20 protein-coding genes are annotated in these 17977 nt (G+C 37.3%); 4 read left to right on the forward strand and 16 right to left on the reverse strand.

The window, feature by feature from the left end; genetic code table 11:
• Positions 1-115: 115 nt before the first annotated feature.
• On the reverse strand, positions 116-565 hold the full coding sequence (locus LBYS11_RS11605) for a GNAT family N-acetyltransferase (RefSeq protein WP_103118180.1): 450 nt from the start codon (positions 563-565) through the stop codon (positions 116-118).
• Positions 566-1020: 455 nt separating this feature from the next.
• Between LBYS11_RS11605 and LBYS11_RS23250 the strand changes: the two genes are divergently transcribed.
• The gene (locus tag LBYS11_RS23250) at positions 1021-1170 is read left to right on the forward strand and encodes a hypothetical protein (protein ID WP_016992948.1); all 150 of its coding nucleotides are present in this window, start codon (positions 1021-1023) and stop codon (positions 1168-1170) included.
• An 87-nt stretch (positions 1171-1257) separates the two neighbouring features.
• Here LBYS11_RS23250 and LBYS11_RS11610 read toward each other — a convergent pair whose 3' ends face one another.
• The 4 genes from LBYS11_RS11610 to LBYS11_RS11625 all read right to left on the reverse strand — a co-directional run bounded on the left by LBYS11_RS11610 (position 1258) and on the right by LBYS11_RS11625 (position 4043).
• Entirely contained in the window at positions 1258-2076 is an 819-nt protein-coding gene (locus LBYS11_RS11610) for an SPL family radical SAM protein (RefSeq protein WP_103118181.1), read from the reverse strand.
• 30 nt (positions 2077-2106) lie between these two features.
• Complete coding sequence (adaB, locus tag LBYS11_RS11615; protein WP_103119081.1) at positions 2107-2640, reverse strand: methylated-DNA--[protein]-cysteine S-methyltransferase; 534 nt, start codon at positions 2638-2640, stop codon at positions 2107-2109.
• Positions 2624-3244 (reverse strand): bifunctional transcriptional activator/DNA repair enzyme AdaA, encoded by a 621-nt coding sequence (locus LBYS11_RS11620; RefSeq protein ID WP_103118182.1) that lies wholly within the window; start codon positions 3242-3244, stop codon positions 2624-2626. Before LBYS11_RS11620 ends, adaB begins: the two co-directional genes overlap by 17 nt.
• A gap of 85 nt (positions 3245-3329) precedes the next feature.
• Entirely contained in the window at positions 3330-4043 is a 714-nt protein-coding gene (locus tag LBYS11_RS11625; RefSeq protein WP_103118183.1) for a 2OG-Fe(II) oxygenase, read from the reverse strand.
• Positions 4044-4205: 162 nt separating this feature from the next.
• On the opposite strand from LBYS11_RS11625, the gene LBYS11_RS11630 reads away from it, so the two are divergent.
• Positions 4206-5117 (forward strand): DNA-3-methyladenine glycosylase 2, encoded by a 912-nt coding sequence (locus LBYS11_RS11630; protein WP_103118184.1) that lies wholly within the window; start codon positions 4206-4208, stop codon positions 5115-5117.
• A gap of 123 nt (positions 5118-5240) precedes the next feature.
• On the opposite strand, the gene LBYS11_RS11635 is transcribed toward LBYS11_RS11630, so the two are convergent.
• A complete protein-coding gene (locus tag LBYS11_RS11635) occupies positions 5241-6122 on the reverse strand; it encodes a LysR family transcriptional regulator (RefSeq protein WP_103118185.1) in 882 nt (293 codons plus the stop codon).
• A 124-nt stretch (positions 6123-6246) separates the two neighbouring features.
• Here LBYS11_RS11635 and LBYS11_RS11640 point away from each other — a divergent pair, with 124 nt between their 5' ends.
• Positions 6247-7146 (forward strand): PhzF family phenazine biosynthesis protein, encoded by a 900-nt coding sequence (locus tag LBYS11_RS11640; protein WP_103118186.1) that lies wholly within the window; start codon positions 6247-6249, stop codon positions 7144-7146.
• Between the two features lie 103 nt (positions 7147-7249).
• Here LBYS11_RS11640 and LBYS11_RS11645 read toward each other — a convergent pair whose 3' ends face one another.
• Complete coding sequence (locus tag LBYS11_RS11645) at positions 7250-8143, reverse strand: LysR family transcriptional regulator (RefSeq protein WP_233731936.1); 894 nt, start codon at positions 8141-8143, stop codon at positions 7250-7252.
• Positions 8144-8237: 94 nt separating this feature from the next.
• Here LBYS11_RS11645 and LBYS11_RS11650 point away from each other — a divergent pair, with 94 nt between their 5' ends.
• A complete protein-coding gene (locus LBYS11_RS11650) occupies positions 8238-9005 on the forward strand; it encodes a sulfite exporter TauE/SafE family protein (RefSeq protein WP_103118187.1) in 768 nt (255 codons plus the stop codon).
• Between the two features lie 126 nt (positions 9006-9131).
• On the opposite strand, the gene LBYS11_RS11655 is transcribed toward LBYS11_RS11650, so the two are convergent.
• From LBYS11_RS11655 to LBYS11_RS11695, 9 genes are all read right to left on the reverse strand, one after another.
• Positions 9132-9884, reverse strand: coding sequence for an SDR family NAD(P)-dependent oxidoreductase (locus LBYS11_RS11655; RefSeq protein WP_103118188.1), 753 nt, complete (start codon positions 9882-9884; stop codon positions 9132-9134).
• Positions 9885-10309: 425 nt separating this feature from the next.
• Positions 10310-10825 carry a hypothetical protein gene (locus LBYS11_RS11665; protein WP_103118189.1) on the reverse strand — a complete coding sequence of 172 codons (516 nt, stop codon included), beginning with the start codon at positions 10823-10825 and terminating at the stop codon, positions 10310-10312.
• 266 nt (positions 10826-11091) lie between these two features.
• Complete coding sequence (locus LBYS11_RS11670; RefSeq protein ID WP_103118190.1) at positions 11092-12348, reverse strand: DUF4179 domain-containing protein; 1257 nt, start codon at positions 12346-12348, stop codon at positions 11092-11094.
• Positions 12345-12677, reverse strand: coding sequence for an RNA polymerase sigma factor (locus tag LBYS11_RS11675; RefSeq protein ID WP_233731938.1), 333 nt, complete (start codon positions 12675-12677; stop codon positions 12345-12347). The genes LBYS11_RS11670 and LBYS11_RS11675 overlap by 4 nt, the downstream gene beginning before the upstream one ends.
• On the reverse strand, positions 12623-12844 hold the full coding sequence (locus tag LBYS11_RS23645; protein WP_233731940.1) for a hypothetical protein: 222 nt from the start codon (positions 12842-12844) through the stop codon (positions 12623-12625). Before LBYS11_RS23645 ends, LBYS11_RS11675 begins: the two co-directional genes overlap by 55 nt.
• Positions 12845-13007: 163 nt before the next feature.
• Positions 13008-13370 carry a hypothetical protein gene (locus LBYS11_RS11680; protein ID WP_103118191.1) on the reverse strand — a complete coding sequence of 121 codons (363 nt, stop codon included), beginning with the start codon at positions 13368-13370 and terminating at the stop codon, positions 13008-13010.
• A 40-nt stretch (positions 13371-13410) separates the two neighbouring features.
• Complete coding sequence (locus LBYS11_RS11685; protein ID WP_103118192.1) at positions 13411-14850, reverse strand: MocR-like pyridoxine biosynthesis transcription factor PdxR; 1440 nt, start codon at positions 14848-14850, stop codon at positions 13411-13413.
• A 133-nt stretch (positions 14851-14983) separates the two neighbouring features.
• The gene (hemL, locus tag LBYS11_RS11690) at positions 14984-16276 is read right to left on the reverse strand and encodes a glutamate-1-semialdehyde 2,1-aminomutase (protein ID WP_233732790.1); all 1293 of its coding nucleotides are present in this window, start codon (positions 16274-16276) and stop codon (positions 14984-14986) included.
• Between the two features lie 26 nt (positions 16277-16302).
• Positions 16303-17529 (reverse strand): benzoate/H(+) symporter BenE family transporter, encoded by a 1227-nt coding sequence (locus tag LBYS11_RS11695; protein WP_103118194.1) that lies wholly within the window; start codon positions 17527-17529, stop codon positions 16303-16305.
• Positions 17530-17977 lie beyond the last annotated feature (448 nt).

The raw sequence follows: 17977 nt of genomic DNA on the forward strand, positions 1-17977 counted from the left end.
ATCTTAGCTGTTAAGGAAATTGTTTGCCTCTTCATCATTTTTAGATCTTATCAAAAACAAAAAAGCGTATATACAAAATGTACAACGCTTTTTAGTAGCTCGTTAGTGAAATTTTTTATTTGGCTATCCATTCATATTGAATATCAGCTAAATTCTCTTCATTTTCATGTCCTCTCCCTATGATTTTAAATCCATGTTTTTCATAAAATCGTTGGGCATTTTCATTAACCTCAAATGTGTATAAAGTTAATCGCCCATTTGATTGTGCTTTTACTTTATCTAGTAATGTATGACCTATGCTCATCCCTTGATAGTCAATATGAATATATAGTTGGCTTATTTCTTCTTCGTTATAGGCAATCATGCCAACTACTTTTTCATCCATTAACGCTAAATCGATGTGAAACTGCTCAGCTAATAGATGATTTAAGAAATATACATGACTTTCAAAGGTGTGAATTTCTTTCTGACCAATCGCCTGTTCCTTACTATCTCGCCACATAGCAACTGTTTGTTCAGCGTATTGGTGGGTATATTGCGTAATAATTATTTTGTGTTGGTTCACTACGATGCCTCCTTAAGCATAATGTAAAAAATAGATCTTATGAAAAATACTTGGTTGGATTCCTAAATCCTGATTGCATACGACTTTAGCAATGCAATATACTTTAAATCAAATATTTTACATTCAAGACTAAACCTATGTAGTTTGTATTTCCTCACATCTTCTGGAAAAATATAAGACATTCCTGTATGCTTCAATTTTTAATCGACTACAATAATTATTTTCTCGTCTTGTCAATGTCGTAATTCAAACAGCGTGATAGCCCTTTTATAAACCACCTGCTATCATTATCAATTACTTCCTACCCTAGTTTGAACCGTAGAATTAAATTTGGATAATTTTCATTCATACTGTACTCCTTAATAAAGTAAAGCACATTACTTGAAGAATTAAATGTAAGTTCTACGGATAAAAAAACATCTTCCACTCACACTAATGGTGGAGGTGAGATGAAAATGGGAAATAATAAACATAAAAATAATAAAACGCAAGACAACAAAAAACAGCAGAATCAAAATCAAAATGCTAACAATGAGCGTAAAAACAGAGAAGAGTTTGCTGAAGAAGTAGATTTCAGTCAAATTCAAAATGAAAACAAACGTTAATCAAACTATCATGTGAAGAAACCCTAATACTCACTTCAGTAAAGATGGGTATTGGGGCTATTTTTATAATCCATCTATTACAGCATTTTACGGCTCAAACCCAGCCTGACTTATATAAACATGATTTTCTGGAAAGATTTCAATAAATCGGTTGTATACTTTTTTTATTACATCTGGTCCATACCATTCTTCTAAACCAAGTTGGTCATATTTTTTCTCAATCTCAAGTTTTCTTGTGCGTTTTCCACCACTGCCATCTCCCATGAAGTAGTCATCTATACATATCCGATCGACGAGTTGCTTCAATTTCAAAGGAAAATATTCTCCACTTGGTAAAATGGGAGCGATAGCAACTTGGGTCGGTATGTCCGCAGCTGCTAATTTTTCCAATGTCTTAAAACGCGCTTGGATTGGAGGTGCCATTGGCGTAAAATGTTTACGTATCGTTTCCGAATCTGTCTCAATTGTCATACTTACCCGCACTTTTTCTTTAAATTGTCGCAGCAAATCAATATCTCGACTGACAAGTGGACTTCTCGTCTGTACAAATAAGAAATCAGGGGGATCCTCTAGCATAACCTCTAGTAAAGATCGCGTCACTTTTTCCTTATGCTCTATTGGCTGATACGGGTCTGTACTTGAGGACATAAAAATGGATACAGGCCCTTTGGCTTTAGCACGATGAAGCTCCTTTTTTAATACTTTCGCCGCACCGTTTTTAACATCGACCCAACTACCCCATTCCCCTTCTCGAAAAAGAGATACAGGCATTTGACGTACATAGCAATAAGAACATCCAAATGAACAGCCTGTATAAGGATTGAGCGAATGCGTATAGCCAGAAAGAAAGCCAGTTCCTTTATTCAAAATGGTTTTTGGATGCTTATAGAATAATTCGCTTTTCATACGAAACCTCCATTCCATGTAAAGCAAGTATTACGCATTGCTAGATGAACCTCGCTTTTCAAGTTCCAAGAGCAATTTCTTCATTGCTAATCCGCCCCGATAGCCTGTTAAAGAGCCATTCTTTCCTGTTACACGATGGCACGGTACAGTAAGTAACACTGGATTAGCCCCAATAGCCGCCCCAACAGCACGAACAGCTGCTGGTTTATTAATAGCATGGGCAATGTCTGAATAGGATTTCGTCTGCCCATAAGGAATTTCACAAAGTGCTTGCCAGACTGCTAGCTGAAATGGCGTACCTACGTACTCAAATGGAATAGTAAAGGTTTTCCTCTTTCCTGCTAGATACTGAATGATTTCATTGACATAGGGTTCAAGCTTTTCCTCATCTTCAACAAAAGGACTTCCTGGAAAGCGTATCTTCGCCCATTCAAACATTTCCTCAATTGGTTTGTTCTGTGAACCTACAAACACAAGGCCCTTGGAGGTAGCAGCAATATAAAAATGCCACTCCTCAAACTTGAGTAAAGACCAAAAAAGGGTTGGTTTATTTTTTATTTCCATCATTCATTTCCTCCATTTTTCTCATTTGACGAAATTGCGCTGGGGTCAGACCTGTTTTCTTTTTAAATAAAGTAATAAAATAGGGCGCATTCGCCATACCCACACATAGGGCAATATCGCCTATTGCTTTATTCGTCTCAATCAAATACTTTTTAGCCGCGTGTACGCGAACTTGTTGTATATACTCAATGGGCGTCAAGCCTTTAATCTTTTTAAATGTTCGATGCATATGATAGGGGCTCCCATGACAAATCATTGCTAATGATTCGAGCGTTAATTTTTCAGTGAAATTTTGATCAATGTATGCTGTGATAATATCAACCCACTCGCTATCAGGCAAATTTTCATTAGTAGGCTTGCAACGTTTACAAGGGCGAAAATTTGCACGGAGTGCTTGTTCTGCTGTTGCAAAAATACATACATTCTCTTTTTTCGGAACGCGAGACTTACAGGATGGTTTACAGAATATCCCTGTTGACTTGACAGCATAAAAAAATTGATTGTTGTACGCTGTATCATTCGTGATAATGGCTTGCCATTTTTCATCTGTCATCATTTCTACATTATTTAAAATATCATTTTCATCATTCATAGGATCCAGCATTTATCTCACCTCTCCTTACAATATACTCCCTAAAAATTCACAATGTACAATTCTAGATATGGAATAGCAAGATATTGAAGTTTTTTTATTTAGAATCGTGAAAAATGATGCCAAGACCGTATCGTTCTCCAGCAGTAATGGTACTTACTCCATGACGAACCGTATGTTTATAATATCCCCTTTTCCCTAGAACAGGTCTATGGTTTGTAGGAAAGATGAGCGCACTGCCTTGATCTAACGTAATGACATGTCCCCTACTCTGAGCACGTGGAATTTGTTCCACTAGGAGTGATTCTCCACCAAAAAAGTCTTGTTCGCGTTGATTTAATACAAATACTACTTGAAACGGGAAAAACACATCGCCATATAAATCTTGATGCAAACAATTAAAGCCACCTGTTTCATACTTTAAGAGTAACGGTGTCGGTCTAGTTTGTTCATATTCTTTACAAGTGTTCAAAAAATCTTGAAGCTGAGCTGGAAAATGTGCTGTTTTCTTTAAATAACCTAACCATCGATTAGCTGTTTTGGCCAATTCTTGATAAAAGGACTCTCTTAAACTTTGGATGATTTCAGGCAATGGATAGGAAAAATATTTGTATTCCCCCTCCCCAAAGCGATACCTCGTCATATTAATGGTCGTTCTGTATGGCTCTTCCTTACCATACAACCCTATTAAAAATTCACATTCCTCTTTTGTTAAAATTACTGGAAGCTTTGCAAATCCTTGCTTGTCTAGTTCATGTTGAATGGAATCCCACTCCAAGCTGCCAACACGTGTTTGAATATCTTGGACCATTTTTATTCCCTCCTTAGCCTTCTTAATAACTAACACTATAACCTCATCAATAGAAAAAAATAAGGCGTTTAGAATGGAATAGCAAGATAACAAAATGAGTAAAGCTACTTTTATGATAAAGTAAACTAACAAACCGTGTATGTTGAAAAGGAGAATGAAAAAGTGATATGGCATGACGTTGACGATGTGATGATCATTACCTTACCAGCAAATTTTGATATGAATGCAAATCTAGGCTATTTAACAAGAGAAAAAAATGAATGCCTGTATGAAATAGAGAACAATATCATCACAAAAGTGATAGCCATTGGAGAAATGCAGTCTTTAGTACAGATAAGCGTAATCGATAATCAACAAATGGTTGTTCAATTCCTAAATGGTTCTAGGCCTATTGAAAAGAGGGAGCGGGAAAAAATTGCAACATATATAATTGAATGGTTTGATCTTGATAACGATTTAACGCCATTTTATGAAATGGCAAATACAGATCCATTACTTCAAATACCTGCCCAAAAATTCTATGGATTACGAGTTATCGGCATTCCCGATTTATTTGAAGCGTTATGCTGGGGCGTTTTAGGGCAACAAATCAACCTTGCCTTTGCCTACTCTTTAAAGAGACAATTTGTAGAAAGCTTTGGCGATTCTATCGAATGGAATGGTAAAAAGTATTGGGTATTCCCTCCGTACGAACGAATTGCACAGTTAGAACCTACTGACCTAGCAGCTATTAAAATGACAGTTAAAAAAAGTGAATATATTATTGGCATTGCAAGACTAATGGCAAACGGAGATTTATCGAAGGAACAATTAAAGAAAATGGATTTTAAAGAGGCAGAAAAAAGCTTAATCAAAATACGAGGAATCGGACCTTGGACAGCCAACTACGTGCTAATGCGCTGCCTACGGTTTCAGACGGCTTTTCCAATCGATGATGTGGGTCTGATTAATTCAATAAAAACATTACGTAATATGAACCAAAAGCCTACGAAAGAGGAAATTTTAGCGCTCTCGATACCATGGCAAAACTGGGAATCCTACGCTACCTTCTATTTATGGCGTGTTCTTTACTAAATATCATCACCTTGATTTGAGCATGTCTTGAAAAAATGAACCAAAACATGCTCTTACGTAGGTATGTTTTATGCTTCTACAAAAGCACATTGATGATGAACAATCGCAATGGACACAGAATTCTTATAGCCGTAATTCTTTAATACAATCCATGGTTGTTTTTATAAACTCTTTGACAGCGGGAAGGGGTTGCTTCTTTGAGCGAGTAATGATGCTTATTTCTCGGAAAGGTTCGGGTAAGAGAGGTTTTACAATGGTACCTGCTAAATTATAGGGTAAAGCTAGTTCTGGTATGATTGTAATGCCTAATCCTTCACGTACCATTGCAATGATTGTTTGATTTTCTTCCACATTAAACTCTATGTTTGGGGATACCTCTTGTTCCTGTAAAAACTTCTTAACACTCACTTCACATCCTAGCTGAGGCATAATAAAAGCCTCCCCTTGAAGTTCTTCCGCTTTTACTTGTTCATTGATGGCAAGATGATGATGAATCGGTACGATTGCTACTAATCTATCTCTTACTATGGTGGTAGCCTCCAAATGATCCAGAGGGTTACTTAAAGATGTAAAACCTATATCCACTTTCCCCTCTTCTACCCAACGTGTAATTTGGTCATAGCTCCCCTCATAAAAATTTATTTCAATTCCCTTAAACTCTCCTTTAAACCGTGATATGATCGTTGGCAACACTTTTGAAGCGAAACTTGAAAAGCTGCCAATATTTATTTTTCCGTTTTGTATTCCTAAAATAGATGCCGCTTCTTGTTTAATGCTTTCTGCTTCGGATAAGATATTTCTCATACTGTTGATGATACGTTCTCCACTATCTGTTAATGAGATGCCGTTTCTTCCTCTATTCAAAAGTTTAATACCGAGTTCTGACTCTAATGAAGCGATATTATGGCTTATGCCCGATTGGGTCATCGCCAATATTTCTCCTGCTTTTGTGAAATTCCCAATATCGACTACTTTGACGAATATTTCTATTTGCAAAAGGTTCACAAGATAACCTCCGTATAAGATTTAACTTTCCATTCGACTTCCTCATGTTTAAGATTAAAAACATGAATTTTACTTATCAATTCTATCATACTACAATAATCTTAGAATGAAGGAGGAGATAGCAATGAAAAAAGTGGTAGAGTTTTTTTATGTTGATGCATTCACCACAGAAACGTTTGGAGGAAATCCAGCTGGCGTCATACCTCATGCAGAAAATTTAACAGATGAGGAAATGCTAAACATAGCCAATGAATTAAACCTTTCGGAAACGGCCTTTCTTTTACCATCAACAAATGTAAATGCAGATTATCAAATAAAATATTTTACTCCTACAAAAGAAGTTGACTTTTGCGGTCACGCTACGTTAGGTACAGCATGGTTAATGGCTAATAAGTACAATTGGATTGATAAGGACGAGAAAATAATCTTTGAATCAAACATTGGACTAATTCCTGTAAAATGGATTACGGAAAACAATCACTTAAAGAGCGTGTCCATGACTCAAGTACGTCCCCATGTAAAAAGTATAGACATTAGCCCTGAAGTCGTTGCGGACCTTGTGGGTTTAGAGGAAACGGACATTGATGATCGATACCCGATAAAAATAGCGAACACAGGGGTCCCACATCTTATGGTTCCCGTTAAAACACGTCAAGCAATTGATCAAGCAGAACCTAAATTAAATGAGCTTAAAAAGATGAACAATCATTTTAACATATCAACCACTCACCTCTTTACCTTTGACACAAATGGGGAATTTGATATTTATACAAGAGATTTTTGCCCAAATATAGGGATCGATGAAGATCCAGTTACAGGGGCAGCAAACGGTGCATTAGGTGGTTATTTATATCTAGAAAATATACTAGCTCCACAAGAAAAACATCAATTAGTAATTGGACAAGGACATACGATTAATAGACCTGGAACTCTTTATGTCACGATTACACCTGATGGGGAGAACGCTGTTATTGAAGTAGCGGGAGCAGCAGTTGTTTCAATAGAAGGAAAAATACTTTTATAATACTTTTTTTCTGAATTTTCTGTGTTAATTATCATCATAAAATAAACTTCTCTAAATTCTTCACTTAAATTTAGAGAAGTTTTATTTATGGCAAATAAAGTGGTTAGTTTAATGCATTTAAATGCGTTTTTAAGTATTGCAAAAATGGTTGCTCCATGAGATCGGTTTTTCGAGAGCAAATAAATAAACTTTGCTGAATAGCTGCCTGCTCAACATACACTTGAGCAAGTTTCCCGTTTGCTATACTTTCATCTACACTATAGGACGGAGCTAAAGTCATGCCGTACCCCGCTTCCACTACTTTTATGGATTCGTGTAAGCCCTGCATTTGAAGCCCTAATTTAGGTAATGGCGCATTAAATGTGTAAAAAATGGACTCCAATAAATCGAGTGTCGAGCTACCACGTTCCCGATAAATAAAGTCCTCGTTCGATAATTCATAGATGGAGACAGTTTGATTTGCTAGAGGATGTGAAGGATGGACTATAAACCAAAACGGGATATCCAATACCTTTTCAAATTGTAAATCTTCATGACCAAATTTACTTTGAACGACAAAGCCAAAATCTACTTCATAATTCAGAACTTGCTCCTCCACAGATTGAACATTGCCTAACGATACAAAAAATTCAATTTGAGGATGCGCAAGCTTGTATTTAGCTATGATTGGCGGAAGTATATAATTAATAGGGATGTAAGAGGACGCAATATGTATTTTGTCTTCCTTTGCTAAAAACTTACCAAGCTTCTCATCGATTTGTGCTTCTAAGTAAAATAAACGCATGCCTTGCTTGTATAAAAACTTCCCCTCTGGCGTTAATTGAATTCCACGCCCTTTACCTTCAATCAATTTTGCCCCTATTTCATTCTCTAATTTTCGAATTTGTATGGTAACAGCAGGTTGACTTAGTAGCATACTATTCGCCGCTGCAGTAATTCCCCAAGCTTGGCTACATTCGTAAAGATCCTCAATGCATGTAAATTCATTCCATTCCAACCTTTCTATCCATAAATAATATTTATGAATAAGCAATAATTATATATTTGTTTTATGTATAGTTTACCAGTAATTTAAGTATTGAGGTGATTGAATGGAAATTTTACTACATGAATGGTTAACAGTAAAAGGAGTTATTTTATTTACAATTGGTTTACTCGCAGCCATAATAGGCGTTCTTTTTGGTGCAGCAGGCTTTATTTTGATGCCTTCATTGTTGCTCGTCGGCATTCCAATTCATACAACCGTTGCTGTTAATAAATTTGCGACAGGCTTATCAGCCCTATCAAATGTTGTTTCATTTGTCATAAAAGGACATTTATCTGTAAAAAAGTATTTTTCTTTCATGTTTGTTGCTAGTATAGGTGGAGTATTTGGGGCATTATTCGCAATCCTCTTATCAGAACAAATCATGAATATCGTCGCTTGTATAAGCTTAATTTTTGCATTTCTGATTGTCCTTTGCAGTAATAAATGGATTGTCAAAGATGTAAAAGAAACAGAGGAACAACCCTTGAACAAGCTTATTCCATTTGTAATTTCCATATATGACGGTGGTTTTGGACCAGGCTCAGCTCTAATGAATATAACCTATTTCTTGAAAAAACAATACCATTATTTAAAAGCAGTCGAGTTAACGAGAATGCTCTCGTTATCAAGCTGTACAGGTGCTTTTCTCTTTTATTACTTTACTGGCATTGTTAATTGGGGAATTGCTATCCCTGTGTCACTTGGCTCTATTGCTGGCTCTTTCTTAGGTTTAAAGATCATTCCGTATATCCAAACAAAATGGATTCAAATTATTTTACCAATCGTTTTTTTGTTCTTAATTGTTCAAGTAGTGTCGGATTTAATAAAATAAGCGAAACAAGTCCTACCTTTTTTGCCCCAAAATTTAAGGACATCTATGGTAGAGCTTGTTTAGAATCCGCAATTTACGACTGTTAGTATAATAGACGAAAACAATAATAATTTGCCTATTTTTTATTTATCTACCGCCACTCACATGTATAATTTCTCCAAGGATGTAATTTGAGGCATCAGAAGAAAGGAAGGCAATTACTTCTGCTATCTCTTTAGGCGCTGCAGCTCGTTTAATTGGTACAGCGGAAGCCATCCGTTCTAGCCGATTGTCACCAGGAGCAAATTTTTCGTGAAAGGGTGTTTCGACCATTCCAGGAGCTACCCCGTTCACGATAATTCCATATTCAATTAATTCTCTGGACATACCAATCGTCATTGTATTGATAGCTCCCTTAGCAGATGCATAATGAATACTTTCCCCCGCCCCGCCAATACGTGCAGCTGCAGAAGAGACATTAATAATTTTTCCGCATTTCTTCGGAATCATATGTCTTAATACAGCTTGAGAGCATAAGAGCACACTATTGACATTTAGCTTGAATGTTTCTTCCCATAGCTCTTCACTCATCTCCATAAAAGTACTTTGACGGATGCCGCCTCCAGCGTTATTCACTAAAACATCAATCGTGCCGAATGTAGAAATAGCCTGCTCAATCATTGCGTTCACATCTTCTTTATTCACAATATTAGCTTGAATAGCAATGGCGTCTCCACCTTGTTCTTGAATTCGTTGGACAGCTTCGTTGGCACCTTCCACATTTGTATGATAATTAATAATTACTTTAGCCCCGTGTTTTGCCACTAGCTCAGCCGTGGCAAATCCAATCCCAGAGCTTGCACCCGTGATAAGAATAACCTTTCCTGACAAGTTATGCATAGCGTCCACCCTAACGTTTTTAATAGTAATTCGTTCATAAACAACTAATGCTCACGCACCACGATAGTTAATTATATGGTTCTACTACTAGTATATTTTTTAATGATCGTAACTAAAATGGCCAGAATAAATACAATCAAACTATTAATGAGTAAATAATAGGCAATGTTCAATCCATAGAATAACGCAAAGGGATCACGAATAATAATTAGTGCTAATACACCTCCTAGTCCACCAAATACACCTGCCAGTAGTAAAATGATAAAAGCAGCATTATATAGATTTTTCTTTTTTTGTAGAATACAAACCCAATCACATTTGCAACAACAATTAAAAAGCCTATCAGTATGAAGAAAAAACCTTCCATTCAACTCCCTCTTTTCAAAACGATTTTGTCATGGGATAACTATTTCTTCCCCCTTGAATTAAAGTGGTCCACCCTCAAAACCAATAGGCCAACCATTTTCTTTAAATTTCACTTTATACTGAAACTCAAAGTGACCCTCATAAATAAAATCTAAACTAAAGCCTGAAAAGATATAACTATCAAAGTTAGCCATATTTCCAAAGCTTATTGTGGATAAATAATAACTGTTTATTTCTTGATTAGGAAAAAACTTATGTAAATACGCCAATGCGCGGCTTATATGTAAATGGAGTTCATCGAAAATTCTTTCTGCTAGTTCGATTATTCTCACCTCAGGATTTTCATTATTTCCTTGGATAATAATCTCTACATCCTCCCATTCCCCAATATTCATGCTGTATAACCACTGTTCCTGAATAAGATACTTTTCTTTATTGTATACAGGGGGATTGACTAGGTTTAATTCTTTGATGTCATCTTTAGTCAACGGTTTTGCAAGAATAAGCTTATTATGCAAAATGTCTTTGATATTAGAGACCATATATTTTGATTTGTTTAATTCTAAAGAGTCCATTTTCCACCTCCGTTTAAAGTAATTATACCATCATCGCTCTACAACCATTGTAAGTTCAAAAAGAAAAAGAGCTAGCTATGTAACTAATTCTAGAAAAGATAACCGCTTCGAATCTAAACATATCGTTACCCCTGTTATGACTAAATCAAGTGCCTCTTTAATCTATCATCTATCAAGTTGTTCAAAAAAGAAACCCCCAACCCTTGCAGTCAAAATAGCAAAACAGCTATTCAAAAAGGTTCGTCTTTTTGAACAGCTGCTGCATTTTATTGCAATGGAATGTTTACTTCAATATTCTCCCCAATCGGATTAGGGTAATAGTTTAAATATAGCTTTGCTTTTCCATTATATTCTTCAAATTGTGATGTCTCCACTACATACTGCTCGTCTCGAGAAATAGTCAAACTTTTGAATTCTAATGGCGTGCCATCTTCTTTTATGGCGTCAGAGAGCATTAATAATTTGCCTTCATTATTTTTTTTCATCTTAACTGCTACACTTTGCTTCACTATTGAAATGTCCCCCTTAAAATAAGTAGGCTTCGTGAGTATCTCTTTTGTGCCAAAATCAACTTCGATAAAATCCTCACCCTTTGGCACAGCTTGAACGGCGCCAATCATAACCGTCAATGACGCTGGATCATCGAAATAATTACTTTGCAAATAGAGCGTAAATTTGCCATCGCGAATATTCCCGTCTGTTGAACTGTCATTTCTAATACTTTCTCTACGTTCACCGCTTTCTGTCATGATGGCAACATCATCTAGCGCTAATAGTTGCATTGTATTATCTTTGGCTACCTCAATATCGAGTGCCACTTTTAATGGCGAACGGCGAATTTGTGTAATCGTAAATTTCTGCCCATTGACATCGATCGTACGATTTGCAGTAAAAATTTTCTCCTTTGCGATCTCGTTTTTCAGTGAAAACGGTAAAGATATTACAATGTTACCTTTCTCTTCATCCTGAAAGTGAAAAACTGCTTTAAAATCCTTGGAAGTATAGGCGATAGGCTTTAAAAAACTATACTTCACGGATGAAGAGATGTATGTTTGATTGCTAGCATTCATGGTAAACGTACAGCCGCATTCAATCTCCTCAGCTCCTTGAAACAATTGAACTTTCTCTAAGTTTAATTTTGAAATATCAAATGAGGCATCAGCGTCATAGAACAGGACAAATCCTAAATTGTCGGCAATCACGCCCTGCAATGTAAGTGCTAGACCTTTTCTAGATTGCGTCACATTGATTTCTTCATAGTATTCATGGTCTACAATATCTTTTATTCCTTTATCTATTGCAATCGCTGTTACAATTGCTTGAAAGCCGGGTATTTTGGCAACTTGGCTAGCAATCGTTGGCGAGACGCGAATTGAAAAGAGAAGGCTTAGGCAAAGCATGGAGATGCATGCAACCGAAACAATGCGCTTCTTTCTTCTTTTTTCTTGTTGAACCTTTCGAAACATGTTCATGCGAACTTGTTGCAGTTTCTCCTTTGGAACGTCAATTAATGGTTTACTCATAGCCAGTCCTCCTTTTCTCTAGCAAAGCTTCTAAGCTTCTTTAAAATGTGATGAAGCTTCGATTTCACAGTACCCTCAGGAATTTGATTGAGCTCAGCAATTTCTTTATTTTTCAATTGCTGGAAATACTTCATATAGACGAGTTGCTGCTCTGACAAAGATAAATGTTCCAATAATCTCTCCATATCTGAGTAGATGACCCATTCAGATAAGTGGTGTTCCTCAATCTGAACAGTCGGCGGACGTTTTCGTAAATGGTCTTTACAGCAATTGATTAAGACGCGCACAAGCCATGTTCTGGCATATTCGTGCTGTTGAACGGTATGCATTTTTTGAGTGCCTTGTAAACAAGCTCCTGCATCACGTCCATAGCATCTTGCTCATTTTTCATATATGTAAAGGCCATGCGATATAAAATATCCTCATCCATTTCAATCAGTGAAAGTATCGCTTCTTGATCTCCACGTATAGCACGCTGCTCTAATTCAAATTTCATCCTTTTTCGCCTCCTTCTCTCATTAGACTCAACATTGTTGCATTTCGTTCAAAATTTTTGAAACTTTTCAGGGAACTGTCATTCATCTCCCCATTAATAATAAGAAGCGATTGCTCTAATTGAACAATCGCCTCTTCCCCTTAGCTGTATGTATTGGTAAACATTAAACACCATAATGAATCATCCATTTATCTTGTTTTATTGCTTCAGCTATTTTTTTGATTAATTCTTCAAGTTCTGCAGATTGGTACTCGACATTGGCTTCACTCACCATATTGAAAAATTGTTTATGAGAGCTCGGTGGTATCAAGGTTATCCCCCAATAGACGAGACTTTTAAATGGCCTATTTGTGTTGTGTGCAAAAGTTTCGAGGTGATGTATTTTTTTGCCAAAATCCTTAGAAAGCAGTTCATCAAAGAGGTCACCATCTACACCGATGCAATTGTATTTTTCAGGTTCATAAGCAGCATATTCCTTGTCTTTTTCTATACAAGCAATGATTCCAAACTCATGAATGTATGGCATAGTATCGCAACCCCCAATTCCCTTATTGCCCAGCTAATGATTATGTTTCTTGCAAGAGAATCTTTGCAAGACGAAACATGCCTTCCTCAATGGCTTGCTCATCAATTTTAGCAAAGCCTAGTACCCATCCTTTTCGAGTATTTTCTAAGCAATACTTGCTCAGTGGATAAACACGTATCCCATTTTCGAGTGCGAGGTTCGTCATTGCTTCTTCATCAAACGATTCTTCCGCCTCAAGAAGCATATGCAAACCCGTTTCAATGCCACTTAGCTTGAAACGTTCGGCTAGTCCTGTCGCCATGATTGCCTTTGTCATCGCTTCATGTCTACGTCGATAGACATTTCTGGCTCTTCTCATATGACGCATAAAATGACCGTGCTCAATAAAATGAGCAAGCGTTAGTTGCTCCATAATGGGAAGATGCCGATAGGTTAATTGTTGTACTTGCGCAAGCTGGCGAATGGCATCTTTTGGGCCGATAACAGCCGATATTCGTATGCCAGGAGCAACCATTTTAGAAAAACTCATCATATATAATGTGTTGTGAGGTTGTTGGCTAAACAAGGTAGGAAGCGGGCCACCTCGATACCTGAACTCACCATCATAATCATCTTCTACAATCCAGAATTGATTTTTCGCGGATTTTTGCAGCAATTGTTGTTTGCGTGGCTCAGACATTATGACACCAACCGCACATTGGTGAGAAGGTGTAACAAAAATAAGCTTGGTTTGTGGATCAATCTGCTCTACTTGTACGCCATACTCATCCACGGGTACAGCAACAACATTCATACGCCGATATTTCATGGTCATCCAGGCTGCAGGAAAGCCTGGATCTTCAACAGAAACCGTTTCTCCTTCCTTAAGAAGGGCTTGGGCAATCAGATCGATGCTATGCTGTGCGCCAGAGGTTAAGATGATTTGGTCAATCTCTACATGTACACCTCTTTCAAATGTCAGGTAACGTTGAATCTGTTCACGGAGCGGTGTGAAACCGTAGGCATCGCCATAGCCCCAATTGGTCAGATCTGTTTCTGCTGAAGCCTGTAAAAACGATTGTCGCCAAGTTTTTCGGAAATGCTCGTCCAAATACGGCTCATGGGGACAAAAATCGATTGCGACGTTTCCATTTTCTTTGCCTCTAAACCAACTGTTTAATTCATCAACTGCCACGTTTAATAAAGGTAATGTTGGCGTAGATGGTCCTTGAGGAATCACCTCTTCTGCCAAGTTGGTTTTAAATCCCCATTCACTTACTCTTGTTCCTCCACGCCAATTTGTCACAGTATATCCTCGACTAAATAATTCCTCATAAACAATTTGTATGGTTGAGCGTGAAACACCTACTAATAAGGCGAGTTCTCGGGATGGAGGAAGTAACTCCCCTGGTGGCCATTTGCCTGTTGTAATATAATGAATAGCTTGGTCAAGTAACTGTTGCCATATAGGATTTTTATCGTCTCGGTTAACTTGTAACATTCAATTCACTTCCAGTTAGAATAGAGATTGTTAAAATATGCGAAAATTAATCGTTTTGTACCGTCAATAAGTATTATACTATCAAATCGATCATTTTATAGATATAGGATGTTTGTAGTCCACTTTCCATCATCTAATTACATGATAACATCCTTTTAAAGGCTACATCCGCAGCATGAATCGTTCTATCAATATCATGTATGGAATGTGCAGTCGAGATAAATATGCTTTCATATTGAGAAGGAGGTAGAAGTATACCCTGTTTAAGCATTTCTTTATAAAAACGGCGAAACATCTCAGCATCTATTTTTTGAGCATCATCAAAATTTTGTAAGGGATGATCGATGAATGCGTAGCCAATCATTGTCCCAGCTTTCGTTGTTTTAAGTGGAATATGATTGTTATGAGCTACTTGTGATAAGCCTTGAATAAGCCGCTCTGCTAACGCTTCGATATACGTATAACTGTTATGATTTAATTTATTGATTGTGGTATACCCTGCTACCATAGCGATTGGATTACCCGATAAGGTTCCAGCCTGATAAATACTACCTTCAGGTGCAATGTGATTCATGATTTCTTTTTTTCCACCATATGCCCCAACAGGCATCCCTCCACCAATGATCTTTCCTAAACATGTTAAGTCTGGTTTTATGTTATAAAGCCCTTGAGCAGAGTGGTAATCTATACGAAAACCAGTCATGACCTCATCGAGTATAAATAGTCCACCATACTTTGTAGTGAAAGAACGTATAGCTTGAAGAAATTCAGGGTTAGCTGGTATTCCCGCCATATTGCCTGCAAATGGTTCTACGATGACTGCTGCTATTTGTGAGCCATATTTATCAAAGATCTTTTTCAGGACTTCGATATTATTATAAGGTATGGAGATTGTATGTTTAGTGATCTCTATAGGTACACCCAGACTATCAGGAAGGCTGAAGGTAGCAATTCCTGAGCCTGCCTTTACTAATAGATGATCACTGTGCCCATGATAGTTTCCATCAAATTTCACAATCATGTCTTTGCCAGTAAAGCCTCTAGCTAGTCTAATGGCGCTCATTGTCGCTTCTGTACCCGAATTAACCATTCGAATCTTCTCTATGGAAGGTATGCGAGTAGATATTAATGTTGCTAGCTTATTTTCTTGTAAAGTTGGCAATCCAAAACTTGTCCCCCTCTTGATGGCTTCAAGAAGTGCATCTGAAACTTCCTTATCTGCATGTCCATGAATTAATGGCCCCCAAGATAGAACATAATCTATATAGCGATTGCCATCAATATCATATATGTTTGAGCCTTTCCCGTGACTCATAAAAATTGGCTCCATCCCAACTGATTGAAATGCTCTCACTGGGCTATTTACCCCACCAGGCATAAGTTTTTTTGCTATTTCGAAGGCTTCTATTGATTTCGTCGTATCGATGTTAAAAACCACCTTTCGTAGTGATATTATCTTTGTCTAATTTGTTGTCCCTCATTTATGCTTTGCTGTTTTCTGAGCAATGGAACATTCATTAATAAATGTGCGCCCAAACCAGCTACAAGCCCCCAAAATGCCCCGCCAACTCCAAGTAAAGTAACATTTGCGGCTGTTGCCAAAAAAGTAATGAGTGCTGTTTCGCGTCCAATAGAATTTGTTAAAGCATTGGCAAGGCTACTACCAATTGTGCCTAGCAACGCTAATCCCGCTAATGTTGCAATGAACGTAGCTGGAAGAATTAAAAACAATGCAGCCAATGTTACCCCAAAAATTCCGACAATTATATAAAAAATGCCACAGACAATACCTGCAATATAACGTTTTCTTGAATCCTCATGAGCGTCCTTCCCCGTACAGATGGCTGCTGTAATTGCTGCTATGTTAAAAGCATGTGATCCAAAGGGTGCTGTCAGGAGTGATCCCAATCCTGTTACAATCAAAATCGGATTGGCACTCGTTTTAAATCCATCATTTCGCAACACTAACATGCCTGGCATGTACTGTCCTGTTAAGGTAATAATAAAAAGCGGCAAAGCGACACCCAATAATGCATGTAGAGAAAATGTTGGCGTAACAAATACAGGAGACGCGAAGGCCAACTCGATATGGCTGAAATCTACCTGCCCCATACTTATTAAATAAATCAAGCCAATGACTAGAATACCGACAATTGCATAGCGAGATGTAAACCTTCTTAATACGATATACGTAGTAAACAGGACGATGACAAGTAAAGGTTCCACTTTCGCACCACCAAAGGCTGAAATACCAAATTGTAATAAAATACCTGCCAGTAGACCTGAAGCAATACCTGGAGGAATAAGTTGGACAAAACGTTCGAACATACCTGATAAACCTAACAAAACAAATGCTATTGCAGAAATAATATAAGCTCCAATGGCTTCAGCATATGGGGTAACAGCTAAAGCCGAAACAAGAAACGCCACGCCTGGTGTTGACCAAGCTGTAATAATGGGTTCACGATATCGGTAACTTAGCCAGATACCCGTTACCCCCACACCAATGGAAATCGACCATATCCATGATGCAGTCATTTCTGGACTTAGACCGGCAACCTTGGCAGCCTGAAACACCAAGATAAAAGTGCCCCCATAGTTAACTAAGACAGATATAAAAGCAGCGATGGTGGGCGACAGGAAATCCCGTACATTCAGTGAAACGGATGTTGAGTTCATACACTTTCCTACCTTTCTACAAATTATGTTAATCTCTTCTTCATACTAGAAATTCATCACGTATTCTCGTCCTTTAAGGACTGTTCCCTTGTGGAATGTCAATTTCCTATTGTCATTAGCCCTCTTTATGTAACGTGTCATTCCATTAAAATTTCAATTTGCTTGATTCCAAGTAACGCCTTACTTGCCGCTATTTGATAAAATGTCAATCTACCTGAACTAAACAGTAGCACTTCCCCTCCTTGCTAATAAATGAACGGTCTTAGCATAACGTAATACGGATTGATAAAAAACATCCAAAACTACGAATTTTAGCAGTCCATAAAAATAGGTACAATAAAAAAACACTATCCTTATATTGTAGTTTTAAAAAAGAATTGAACGTTTAAAACAAAGATTGATCATTCATTTTAAAGTTTGATTAAAAATCCTGTGTTGCTATGTAGGA

The organism is Lysinibacillus sp. YS11 (assembly GCF_002896375.1).
Taxonomy (GTDB): domain Bacteria; phylum Bacillota; class Bacilli; order Bacillales_A; family Planococcaceae; genus Lysinibacillus; species Lysinibacillus capsici.